Below are 12,200 nucleotides of genomic sequence, written 5' to 3'. Positions count from 1 at the left end.
TGTCCATCATGATCGCGAAGGCGATCCGACCGACGGGAAGACGTCCATGAAACCTATTTTCGTCCAGCTCCGCTGCAAGCCCGGCAAGACCTACGAGGTTGCCGACGCCATCTACAAGACCGAGCTCGCCTCCGAACTTTATTCGACCAGCGGCGATTGGGACCTGCTGTTGAAGGTCTATATCAAGGACAACGACGAGATCGGCCGCTTCGTGAACGAGAAGATCGCCTCCATCCCGGGCATCGAACGTTCGCTGACGACGATGACCTTCACTGCGTTCTGAACGCAATAAAAAAGCCGCCACAGGGGCGGCTTTTTGGATACGAATTTAAAAATATCAAACATGCGCCGCCGAGGCGCCATTGCGCGAGCGGACCAGCTCGCGGATCGCGAGACGCACTTCGTCGGCGGAACCGAAACGCTGTTCGTCCAGATCGATGACATGGAATTTCACGGCGATGAACTTCAGCCGATCCGCATCAGGAATGACAATACCGACGGGCTCGCCGCCGAATTCGATAACTTGCTTCTGCATGGCAGACTCCCGCTATGGCTGCTTGCGACGCAGCTCCGGCGAATGAAAATTTTCAGGAACGATTAAACTGAAGCGTTACATTCGACAGCACGGAAGGGAGCGGCGATCCGTGCCATTCATTTTGAACGCGGCCTCACCAAAGGTGGCGACGCGGACGAATTTAAACATGTCACTCTCCCTTCATGGCGTTGCGCGAAAACCGGCCAGACTCACCAGGCCGAACGGAAATCATCTGTAGGCGAATCCCACAAAATGATCAACGAAAATCAGTCTACCTAGAATTTTTTTCTGACTGATGACAGGAAGAAGGCCGAATTGTGAAATTTCATTCGCGATTTCCGGCCGCCGCCTGTCAGCTCTGAGATAGGTGGCTTTTTCACCCAAGCAAGGATCGACGGTGGAAAATTTCTGGTAACGACCGGATCGGCCACCTCAAATTTCCGAGAGCAGCGTTTCGATCCGGTCCGCCACCCCGTCGGCGCTTTCGCGGCTGAGGCATAGCGGCGGACGCAGGACGAGGCGTTTGGGCGTGCTGGTATCCACTGCAATGCCGGGTTGCAGCCGTTCGCCGAGGTCCGCCGCTTCGGCTGCGAGATCTATGACCAGCAGCAGCCCGCTCCCCGATACGGCGGTGATCGCAGGAAAACGTTCGGCCAGGCTTTCGAGCCGTGTCTTCAGGTGGGTCCCGATCTCGCGCGTATTTTCGCGCATCTGCTCCTCCCGGATGACATCAAGCGCCACGAGAGCGGAGGCGGCCCTGACGGGACACATCGCCGGCGGCTGCTGGTCCGAGGGGAGGTTTGCAGCAATCTCGGGCCGTGTCATGAGAAACGACAGAGCGCCGCCGTCCGGCCCGTCCGCAAACACGATGTCGGGCGCAAGCCCCCTGTGCGAAAAGGCCCATGTATGGTGGCCGAGGCGGCCATAACCCGTTCCGGTCTCGTCGACGATCAGCAGGCCCGCCTTCTGCCGAAGCTCCGTCAGAGGCTCGTCCAGGTTCGCGGTGTCGCCATAACCTTCCGCCAGCACGGCCGCGACGTCGTCGAGATCGTGGATCATATCCGCAGCGGTGCCGATCGACGGGACAGCGAAGAAATCGGGATCCCGCCTGACCATCCGCAGCCCCGGCAGCCCTATGATGCCGCGCTTTTTCGTATGGTTGCGGGCAAGCCTTATGGCGAGATCCAGCGCCTCCGCGCGGCCGGCGACAAAAAAGACATGGCTCAGCCCTTCGGGCGCGAGTTCGGCCGATTGCGCGCGCAGAACCTCTTCCGGTTCTGACGGGCGGCCCCTGACGCGGTCGAGCAGGATGGTCTGGCGGTAGGCCGCGGCAGCAAGGCGCGGATGTCCGTGGCCGATCAGCGGCGCTTGGCCCGCGAGATCGAGGGAGCTGCGGCCCGTCGCGTCGAAGAGGTATTCCCTCCAGCCGCGGACGGGCTGATCGGGATATCCCGGAGCCGGGGCATTCGCGTCGATACCAAGCAGCGCTGACGGCGAAGGGCACAATCTCGACCATGTGCCCATCTCTGCGGGCTTGCAGAAGAGTGGCGGCACGAGATCCGGATCGAGGCAGAACCTGAGGCGCAGGCCGCCGACGGAATTTTCGGCCCCCGCGATGACACCAAGAGGATCGCCCGCGGCGAGTTCGGTCTCTTCGGCAAGCGTGCATTCGAGGCCTTCTACATGCAGCGTCAGGTCGCGGCCGACAAGGACGAGGCGGGGTCCGGCGGTTTTCAGCGTTCCCGCAAAAGGAGCCACCGCCGGCATCCGGGCGGGTATGCAGGCATCGATGTGAAGCGCGAAACTTTCCGGTTCCTGCTGCGGATCGGTGCTGCTCTTCGAAAGCCGGTATTCGCCGTAGCGGGTGCTGGCGCGGCCGGTTTCCCTGGCGATATGGGCAAGCAGCTTCCAGTCGTTGTCGGCGTCGGTCCAGTTGCCGCCGTAAAGAAGCGGACTGGTGACGCTCAGATCCACCAGCCGGAAAGTCTCCGGGTCGATATCGGGCAGGAGCCGGCCGATCTCCGGCAGCGGTTTTTCCATCCCCGTCGTATCAAGGATGGCCGCAAACACCTGTGCCGGCGAAGCGGAGGCCGCAGCGTCCAGCACGGCGCGGCGTTTCTCCGCGTCTTCCCCGGCCTGCGGGTCATCGGGTGACCCGGTGTGGCGGCTTTCGGCTTCGGCGGCGAGAATGCCGGTTCGGGCGACGACCAGCGGCCACAGCGCCTCGAGTTCGTTCAAGGTGAACGGGTAGATGTCGTGATAGGCCCGGATCGCCGGCAGCAGCGCGAAAGGATCGCCGTCGCGGTCCGCGAGCAGGTAGGCGCAGGTATTGGCGAAACCGGCGACCAGCCAGCCGTTGGAAATGCCGGTGAAGTCCGTCACGCCGGTCGGCAGCCATGTGCCGTCCGCATCCTCGCCGACGACGGTTTCGCCGTTGATGTTATGATGTGCGGCGGCAATCCTGAGGCTCGGGCCGAGCGGCTGGATGCGCCGGAGCGCCGTCACCATCGCCTTGGCGATCACGTCGCGGATCCCCTGGTCGGCGACGGCGGACAGAAGCGTGACAGTCTGCGGGCCGGCCTTGCGCAGGTCGCCTTCCGGCTCGCGCCGCAGCACCGGATGGTCGAAATCCAGCAGGCTTTTTGCAAGTGCCGCCGAGATCCCCCCGAAGGCCGCCATCGCCCGGTCCGGCAGCTTTTCGCCACTCGGCGGAGCCGTGCCATCGAGAAAGGTGAGGAGCCGGATACGCCGGTCTTCGCCGCCGAGTGGCAGGACGAGCGTATCGCCGCCATCCTTTGTCACCACCGGCTCGGGTACCCGCGGCCCGTCCGGGCTGCGCAGGATATGGCGCATCAAGGCGTGTTCAGCCTCGATCTCCTCGACCGGCCCTTCGGCAGGCGCCACCTTGAGCAGGTAGCGCATGTGGCCGTTGTCGATCAGGAAATAAGGGTTCTGCCGGCCCTCGATCGGGAAGATCTGTCCGGAAAGCCCGTAGTGGTCGCGGAGAACGTCCTCGATCGCGTCGATCGACAGGTCATTTGCAGGAGGCTCGATGAGTTCTGGCAGTACGTCGGACATGAACCTCTCCGGAAGGGCGCTTCCGAAGAGGATAGAGCGTTAACAGCCTGCGTCCATAGGCCTTTTTACCGACTTTTGACGAGCTTCAGCCCATGCGCTCCGAAGCGTAGGAACCGGGGCTCGGCGGGAAGACGACGGTGCGGTTGCCGTTGATGAAGGTGCGGTGATGGATATGGGCATGGATGGCACGGGCCAGGACCTGGCTTTCGACGTCGCGGCCGAGCGAAACATAGTCGTCGGCCGACTGCGCATGGGTGATGCGCACCGTGTCCTGCTCGATGATCGGACCTTCGTCGAGATCGGCGGTGACGTAGTGGGCCGTCGCGCCGATCAGCTTCACGCCGCGGGTATAGGCCTGCTTGTAGGGGTTGGCGCCCTTGAAGCTCGGCAGGAAGGAGTGATGGATGTTGATGATCTTGCCGGACATCTTCTTGCAGAGATTGTCGGACAGGACCTGCATGTAGCGGGCCAGCACGATGAGTTCGGTGCCGCTCTGCTCGACCAGATCGAGAAGCTGGGCTTCGGCCTGCGGCTTGTTTTCCTTCGTCACCTTGATGTGGTGGAAAGGAATGTCGTTGTTGACCACGAGTTTCTGGTAGTCGAAATGGTTTGAGACGACGCCGACGATGTCGATCGGCAGCGCGCCGATCTTCCAGCGGTAGAGCAGGTCGTTCAGGCAGTGGCCGAAACGCGACACCATCAGAAGCACCTTCATGCGCTCTTCGGTGTCGAAGATCTCCCATTCCATCTCGAACCGGTCGGCGATCGGCTTGAAGCCCTCGAGCAGTACGGGACGTTCGGCGCCTTCCTCGGAGAGGAAGCTGACGCGCATGAAGAACTTGCCCGTGTCGAGGTCATCGAACTGCGAGGAGTCGATGATGTTGCAACCCTTTTCCGCCAGAAAGCCGGAAATCGCCGCGACAATGCCGCGCGTTGTCTTGCAGGATACGGTCAGGACATAGCTCTTCATATAGGTTCTCCCTCCTCTGCCATCGGCTGGCCATTCCGTGTATACATAAACTTGGTGTTGGACAATATCCAGCTGCCCGTAGGATAGGAAAATGCCCTTCGAGCCCCGGATTCGATCCTGGAATGTGTACAGCCCGCCTAGTTTGCCGTCTATGTGAGTTTCTTACCCCGTGACCTTAAGGCCAGCCACCCAAAATTCCGTTCCTTTTGCGCCGTCGGTGCGCGCATCACCGCCGCGGAACCCGCTTCGGGCAACGATTCGCATTTGCTAAAGGTTATGATGGCAGGTTGTGGCTCGCTCTGGAGGAAGACTTGAAGCAGAGGTCCCGAAAAATCGACCGCGGCGTCTCGCGTTTGCTGGGCGTGCTGGTGTCGTTGGCGGTCGCGGCCGGATCGGCCGAGGCAAGGGCCGCCTGCCTGCGCGGCGTGAACCTTGCGGGTGCCGAGTTCGGCAATCTCGGAGAGGAGTACGGCAAGGGCTATATCTATCCCACCAGGGAAACCATCGATTATTTCGCCGGCAAGGGCTTCAACACGGTACGCCTGCCGTTTCTCTGGGAGAGGCTCCAGCCGCAGCTCTACAAGGGGCTCGATTCCGCCGAGCTCGGGCGCCTGCGCGATACCGTCCGGCTTATCCGCGGAAGCGGCATGGCCGTCATTCTCGATCCCCACAATTACGCCCGGTTCCGCGGCCAGCTAATCGGTTCCGAAACGGTGCCGCAGAGCGCATTCGCCGATTTCTGGCGCCGGCTTGCCGCAGCCTTTGGCGACATCGACGGGATTGCCTTCGGTTTGATGAACGAGCCCTACGGCATTTCGGCCGAAGACTGGCTTTCCGCCGCCAACAGCGCGATCGGAGCGATCCGCCAGACCGGAGCCGCCAATCTCGTGCTCGTACCTGGCACCGCCTGGACGGGTGCCCATAGCTGGCTTGCCGGAGACTACGGCACGCCGAATGCCGCAGCCATGCTCGCGATCTCCGACCCGCAGAACAACTATGCCTATGAGGTCCATCAATACCTCGACACGGATTTCTCCGGGAAGAACGCCGAGTGCTCGCGGGCAGCCGATGCCGTGAAGGCGATTGGCGACGTGGCCAGCTGGCTTCGGGAACACGGACAGCGCGGATATCTGGGAGAACTTGCAGTCCCAGCCACCCCGGATTGCCTGCCGGCACTTGCCGAGATAGTCCGCACGGTCGAGCAGGGTGCCGATGTCTGGCTCGGTTGGTCCTATTGGGCGGGCGGCGAATGGTGGCCGGAGAACGAGCCGCTCAACATCCAGCCGACTAAAAGCGGCGACCGGCAGCAGATGCAGGTTCTCTCCCGCGTCTTTTCGGAACAATCCAGCTGCGATCGATAAAATTGCGCCAGAGAGTTTAAGCGCCTGGAAGCAAGGCCGGAGGTATTGCTGGCGCAGTGATCAAAAAAACTGCCGGCAGAACCATGACGGACGCTCGACATAAATCCCCGGCCGCCGGGGAAACCTCATCCCTGCCTCAACGCTCGGCTTCGCAGCCGCTGACGTTCGACGGCACCGTCGGGCTTTTCACGCCACCGTCGGCGGGAACCGTGCCCTCCGGCGCCGCGGTGCTGTTTGCCAGCCCCTGGGGACTGGAGGAAATGTGCACCCGCAAGTTCTGGCGCATCATTTCGGAAAAACTTGCCGATCGCGGCATTGCCAGCCTGCGGTTCGACTATCCCGGCACCGGCGATGCGCTTGACGGGCTGGACTTCGAGGGCGGGCTTTCCGTCTGGTCCGACAGCCTCGTTTCCGCTGCCACGCACCTCAAGGCGCTTTCCGGCTGCGAGCGGATCGTCCTCGTTTCCCAGGGGATGGGGGCCGTCGTCGCGACCGAGGCCGCCGAGAGGATCGAAGACCTCGCCGCCATCGCCTATCTGGCGCCGGTCGTTTCCGGTCGCCTGCATATCCGCGAGCTCGCAGTCTGGTCCAGGGTAGTGGACGAAAATCTGGGGCTGGCAGATCAGCAGGGCGACAAGTCCGGCGTGTCCATCGCTTCGTTCACCATGCCCAGCCAAATCGCCGACGAGGTTCGCAAGGTCAATCTGCTGATGATCGACCGGCCGGCCGCGCCACGCGCTCTGGTCGTCGGACGGGCCGACCGGCCCTCTGACAAGGAGTTTGCCGCGCGTCTCCGGGCGCTCGGGGCGGACGTGACGGAGCAGGCATTCGAAGGCTACGACAAGCTCGTCTCCAACCCGGTGATCGTCAAAATGCCGCTGCCAGTTGCCGATAATCTGGCGAACTGGATCGCGGCACTGCCGTCTGAACCGGCTTCCGCATCAACACGTTCCCCAGGGCCTGCCACGCCTCTTGCCGGCGACGGGTTTACCGAAACGCCGGTACGCTTCGGTGTCAACAGCCGGCTTTCGGGGGTTCTCTGCGAGCCGTCGCACGGCCGCGCCGGCGCGACGGTGCTTTTCCTGACGTCGGCCTATGACCGGCATGCCGGCTGGGGCCGCGCGACCGTAGCCCTGGCTCGCGCGCTTGCGCGGTCGGGCATTCCGTCACTGCGTTTCGATACCGCCAATGTCGGCGACAGCCCGCCGGTGCCTGGTCGGCCGGATCAGGTTCTCTATCATTCGGACCAGAATGCCGATGTCTCGGAAGCGATCGATTTTCTCGAAACCCGCCGCCTGACACCGGTGGTTACCGCCGGTCGCTGCAGCGGCGCCTATCTCGGCCTCCAGGCATCGCTCGTCGAACCGCGCATAGCCGGCAATGTCTCGGTCAATCCGGCGGTCTTCCGCTGGCGCCCCGGCCGCTCCGTCGAGGACATGATCGTTAACGGCGCGCGCAGCCTGCGGGACTACCGCAAGCGGGCCTTGCGGGCCGAAACCTTCAAGCGCATCCTGAGGGGTGAGGTCAATACCGTCACTGCGGTCCGCAATATCGCTAAAAGTGTAGGCAACCGGATCAAGGGCAAGGTCCTGCATGCCTTCCGCGGTTTCCTGCCGGAGGGGCGAGCGATCTACGGCGCTTTCCGCACCCTCTATCAGCGCGGCACCCCCATCTCGCTGATCTACAGCGAGAACGACCTCGGTCTCGAGCAATACGATTTCTATTTCGGCCATGATGGGTCGGGCCTGGCTCGTTTTCCAAATGTATCACCGGCAATCATTCCGGATGCCGATCACAACCTGACGCCGGAGCATGCCCGCAAGGTCTATCTGGAGGCCTTGAGAGAAATGGCTTTCCGCGTTCCTCTGGAAGAAGACGTCTATTCAAAAACGGGTGCTTCGGTCGCCGCCGAGTGAGCGGATCGTGCCATGGGGTCTGCCGGCGGCTTTGGAGAGTGCGGCAAGACGAATGCGCCTGATTGCACCGGGCGCCAGATGGAATCCGTTGTCCGAGGGGCGATAACCCGCACATTCGATGCTGACGGACTGTGCAAAGACGTCCGTCGAAAGCTCCAGCCAGAACTCTGCCCCACTCTCGGCGACCGAAACCGTGATCTCTGCATCGTGGAAAGCGCGGGCGCGCCCGAGCGGGAAATGGAAGGCCTCTGCGAGAACTTCCGCCGTTTGCGCATGTTTCAGCCGCGCCACCGTCACGTCGTGAGAGGGCGGGCCGAAACGGTAGGCGTAGTTCGTGTCGAAGAAGGCGCCGAACAGATCGGTCGAGGCGATGCTCTCGCTGCCGCGGGAAACGAGCGTCAGGTCGCGCCGGCCTGAAACCACGGCCATCCTGCCGTCCCGCAGGCAGGCGAGTTCGAGAACCACCGGCAGGTCGGCGGGCGTTTCGTTGAGAAGGTGGATATCCAGCCCGTTGGTGCCCTCGTCGGCAAATATGGCCTGGACCGGCCGGAAAGCGCGCTTCAACGCGAACCAGGCAGGTTTCGGCGTGCGGTCGACGCCGACCACGCCCCAGCCGGGACCGGGCATGACATCCTGGAAGGTGAAGGCGAGAGCGCCGTTGCAGGTCGAGCCAGGCCGGCGCCATTCGGCGAAGGCCGCCTCCATCACCTCGCCGGTCACGGCGCGGGATAGGGCGAGATATCGTTCCGGCCGCTGCGCACGCAGCATCTGCGGATCGGCATCGTAAAGCGTGCCGAGATAGTGATCGCGAACGTCCTCGAAGTCCCAGTCCGCCCCGGCATCATGGGGAATTCCGGATTTGCCGCCGGCCAGCGTTTCCGAAGAGGAGAGGTTCGAGAATGCCAGGCACTCGGCTGCGAAACGGATGTTCGCGCGCCGCGCATCCTCGAGCGGCCGCTTGTAGGCGCCGACGCCGTAATAGTGGGCGACACCGGCATTCGGATAGAAAGGCAATGCGCCGCCTGAGGGCGAGTTTGCCGCATAGGGCAGGTCCGGGCGGAAATCGGCGGCCACGGCATGGAGGATTTCCTCGCAGAGCGGGCCTTTCCAGATGCGCTCCGGCAGGCCCAGCATGGCGCCTTGCTGGTAGATTTCGCTGCCGCCGCAAATCACCGCAAGCGACGGCGAGGCCTGCGTCGCCGCCAGGAATTGCCCGACTTCCGTTTTCACGTGAATCACGAAATCCGGATCGGCCACCGGATAATCGAAGTTGGCGAACATAAGATCCTGCCAGACCAGGAGGCCGAGTTCATCGCACAGCGCGAAAAATTCAGGGCTCTCGTAGGTGGCGATGCCAGGAACGCGGATCATGTTCATGCCCGCGTCTCTCGCGAGCCTCAGCCACGGCTCGTAGCTGGCACGATCGCCCGGCAGCTTGATGATGTCGGCGGAGGTCCAGACGGCGCCGCGGCAGAATATCTTCTCGCCGTTGACGATAATGGCGAAATCGTCGCCGTCTACGCCACGATCGGTTTTCAGGCTGCGGAAGCCGGTTCGGACGAGTGGGAATTCTTCGTCATCGACCTTGAGTGTCACGTCGTAAAGCGCCGGTTCGCCATGGGTATGCGGCCACCAGGGTTTTATGTCCGACAGGCGAAGCTCGGCGGAATATCGTCCGTCGTCGTTCGCGAAACGCGCCTCGGTGCCGTCGCAGACGAGCCGCAAATCCCGTGTCGGTCCGTCAAGGGCAAGACTGACCTTGAGAAGGCCTGATCCGCCTTCATCGAGCGTGGCCGAAACCGCGAACTCCCGCTTCTCCCTCGCCGGGAGAGGGTGGCTCGCGGGCCTGGACGAGGCGGGGGGCCTGATCACCGAGACCGGGCGCCACGGTCCCACCGCATGAACCTCCGGACACCATCCCGGCATGAAGCCGAGCGCGGTCGTGCGGATCAGGCGGAGACCTTGGCTGTTCATCAGCCGCGGCCGCCAGCGGGCACGAGGCCCGGGCTTTTCCAGATGCGGTTTCAACGCTCGGAAGCAGATCGACAGCGTTTCGGTGCCGGTCAGGTCCACCGCGACATCATGGCTTTCGAACATGCTTGTCGAGGACAGGATCAGCGTCTCGCCCAGAAACACCTCGGCCACAGTCGCAAGCCCGGCAAACCGCAGGATCGCCGGTCCGGGCGCTTCACCGGCAAGCGGGCAGCGATACCAGGCATCCCTGTCGATCAGCGGCCCGGGATTGTCGCGGTCGAAGCGGCCGGCGGCTTCCAGCGCGGCCGCGACCGTGCCGGGCACGCTGGCCGGGAGGCATTCCAGTCCCGAAGGAAGGTCGGACGGCAGCGTGTAGGCGCCGGGTTCCGTCAATGCCAGAGACCAGCCTTCGGCAAGAAGGCTGGTCTCTGAACCGATAGGGATAAGAAGGCTCACGCGGCCTCGCGGGCTTGGGCCAGCGTCGAGGCCAGGTCTCCCATCAGCAGGTCCCAGGCTTCGGCCGCCGGATCGAGCGCTGTTGCCAGCGGTTCGAACTTCCTGCGGGTCAGTGCGCGGGCAAGCTGGAACTGGGTGGATTTCGCCACTTCCGAAATCCTCAGCGCCTGCTGTTCGGGCTGGGCGAACGCCCTGTGGTTCAGCCAGGCGAGATGGCTCGCCAGCAGCTCGAAATTGGCACCGGCCTGCCGCAGCGTGTTGAACGCGTATTTGTGGAAGAAGCCGAAATCCCTGTCGGCGATCCGCTCCACCTGCGCCGGGAAGAGCTTTGCAAACGCCCGGATCGGATTCTCCTGCGGCCGCCGGGCGAAATGATGCCGGAGCAGCTTCCAGGCGGTTTCGCGAATGTCGCTGGCGTCCGGATAGGCGGCGGGGAACTTGGCGAACTCGGTATAGGGCAGGAAGGGCAGCGCGTCCGGGCTCGCGTTCAGCTGGAACAGGCCGTCGAAATCTTCGCCGGACAGGGTGAAGAAGCCGCCATTGTGGAAATAGTCGAGCTCGCGATGTTCGAGGTCCAGCCGGTTGATCGCAACCGTGGTCTTGCCATGTTCCTGGCGATAGGCGACGCCGCGTGTATCGGGGAGATAGAAGCTGTCGAGTTCGAGCAGCGTCAGCCGGCCGCGGCGGATCTGCTCCGCAACGTGCCATTCCGGCCGGTCGAAGATCGCCAGTTCGGTCACGCGGATGCCGAACAGGGTTTCGAGATCCTCCAGCGGCACCTTGAAGAAGGTGAACTGGTCGCCTTCGAAATCCTGGGTCAGGGTGAAGCCGAGCATGGCTTCCGGCGGCAGGCCCTGTGCCGAAAGCACCTCGATCCAAAGATCGACGTAACAATTGGTCTCCGGCCACATGCGCTCGGCCGAATGCAGCGCATGCGTCGTGTAGTTCGCCGGATCGAGCGCCGGAAATACCGCCGTCATTGGATCAGCCCCAGAGCGTGGCGCGGACGGAGCCCGGCCACTCTTTTACGTCCAGACCGTGCGTGTGGAAGAGTGCGAGCGCGATACGTTCGAGGCCGAAGCCGACGCAGGCCGTGTGAGCGACGCTGCCATCCTCCAGGTTGAGCCCCCATTTCAGGCCGAAACTGTCCTGATGATAGTTGAAGCTCATGCAGGCGGTGGGCTTGGCGACAGAGGTGATCGGGATCAGCAGTTCGAACTTCAGGTTCTGGTCGCGCTGGTTGTTGACCAGCATCTTGCCGGCGCGCCCGAAGAACGGGTCGTTGGCGATGTCGATCGTCACCTCGAGGCCGACCGACTTCATCATCTCGACGCCGCGGTCCATCCACAGCTGGCGGAAATCGGTAACGTGTTGTTCTGTCCCCATGCAGACATATTCGCGCATGCGGAACAGCTGCTGGCGGGCCGGATCCTTGGAGGGTTCGTGGCGGAAGCAGTAGCTCTGCAGGTCGAAGAGACCGCCGCCGGCGGGCAGGTTGCCGCGGCGCGCAACCGTCGGATAGAGCGGATAGCAAGCCGCGGGCGTCAGCACGATGTCGGTCGCCTCCTGGCCCTTGGTCCAGTCCTCCTCGCCGACCTCCATGCATTTCAGGAGGCTCATGTGGTCGAACTCGTTGCCGCAGAACGAATGCACCGTGCCGGCGAGCTGCGGAAAGCTCTTCATGTAGCCGCTGGTCTCGAAGAAGGCGCGGTTCATGCCCGGCGGGAAGCGCATGGCCTCGGCACCGTCGGCGCCGCCGACCTTGTCGATCAGGCGTTCAAAGGCGGCAATGACGTCTTCGAACTGGCCGCTTCGGCCATACAGTCCGTCAACGCCGGTCTCGATCAGCAGGCCTGCATCGAACAGGCGGTCGAGAAAGGGGACCTGAATATCCATGGCTTCACCTCATT

Annotated in this window: 9 protein-coding genes; 3 read left to right on the top strand and 6 right to left on the bottom strand. The window is 63.0% G+C overall.

All coding sequences use genetic code 11. The features are described 5' to 3' along the window. Window positions 1-46: 46 nt before the first annotated feature. Window positions 47-283, top strand: coding sequence for an Lrp/AsnC ligand binding domain-containing protein (locus tag ACSQ8R_RS19090; RefSeq protein ID WP_007765628.1), 237 nt, complete (start codon window positions 47-49; stop codon window positions 281-283). Between the two features lie 54 nt (window positions 284-337). On the opposite strand, the gene ACSQ8R_RS19085 is transcribed toward ACSQ8R_RS19090, so the two are convergent. The 3 genes from ACSQ8R_RS19085 to purU form a co-directional block, all read right to left on the bottom strand. Next, entirely contained in the window at window positions 338-535 is a 198-nt protein-coding gene (locus ACSQ8R_RS19085) for a hypothetical protein (RefSeq protein ID WP_436254819.1), read from the bottom strand. Between the two features lie 432 nt (window positions 536-967). After that, window positions 968-3,613, bottom strand: coding sequence for an aminotransferase class III-fold pyridoxal phosphate-dependent enzyme (locus tag ACSQ8R_RS19080; RefSeq protein ID WP_436254818.1), 2,646 nt, complete (start codon window positions 3,611-3,613; stop codon window positions 968-970). A gap of 85 nt (window positions 3,614-3,698) precedes the next feature. Further along, entirely contained in the window at window positions 3,699-4,583 is an 885-nt protein-coding gene (purU, locus tag ACSQ8R_RS19075) for a formyltetrahydrofolate deformylase (RefSeq protein ID WP_436254817.1), read from the bottom strand. 311 nt (window positions 4,584-4,894) lie between these two features. On the opposite strand from purU, the gene ACSQ8R_RS19070 reads away from it, so the two are divergent. Both ACSQ8R_RS19070 and ACSQ8R_RS19065 read left to right on the top strand, forming a co-directional pair. After that, entirely contained in the window at window positions 4,895-5,944 is a 1,050-nt protein-coding gene (locus ACSQ8R_RS19070) for a glycoside hydrolase family 5 protein (RefSeq protein WP_436254816.1), read from the top strand. A gap of 83 nt (window positions 5,945-6,027) precedes the next feature. Beyond that, window positions 6,028-7,860, top strand: a complete 1,833-nt coding sequence (locus ACSQ8R_RS19065) for an alpha/beta fold hydrolase (RefSeq protein ID WP_436254815.1) — start codon at window positions 6,028-6,030, stop codon at window positions 7,858-7,860. Here the strand turns inward: ACSQ8R_RS19065 and ACSQ8R_RS19060 are convergent. The 3 genes from ACSQ8R_RS19060 to ACSQ8R_RS19050 are packed head-to-tail and all read right to left on the bottom strand — an operon-like array spanning window position 7,828 to window position 12,186. Further along, window positions 7,828-10,290, bottom strand: coding sequence for a glycosyl hydrolase 2 galactose-binding domain-containing protein (locus ACSQ8R_RS19060; RefSeq protein ID WP_436254814.1), 2,463 nt, complete (start codon window positions 10,288-10,290; stop codon window positions 7,828-7,830). The genes ACSQ8R_RS19065 and ACSQ8R_RS19060 overlap by 33 nt on opposite strands. Next, entirely contained in the window at window positions 10,287-11,270 is a 984-nt protein-coding gene (locus tag ACSQ8R_RS19055; RefSeq protein ID WP_436254813.1) for a DUF1839 family protein, read from the bottom strand. Before ACSQ8R_RS19055 ends, ACSQ8R_RS19060 begins: the two co-directional genes overlap by 4 nt. A gap of 4 nt (window positions 11,271-11,274) precedes the next feature. Beyond that, window positions 11,275-12,186, bottom strand: coding sequence for an amino acid--[acyl-carrier-protein] ligase (locus tag ACSQ8R_RS19050; protein ID WP_436254812.1), 912 nt, complete (start codon window positions 12,184-12,186; stop codon window positions 11,275-11,277). Window positions 12,187-12,200 lie beyond the last annotated feature (14 nt).

It is taken from the genome of Neorhizobium sp. LjRoot104 (assembly GCF_964253725.1).
Lineage (GTDB): Bacteria > Pseudomonadota > Alphaproteobacteria > Rhizobiales > Rhizobiaceae > Neorhizobium.
The sequence above is the reverse complement of the archived record's forward strand: the minus strand, read 5'-3'. Positions and strand labels throughout refer to the sequence as shown.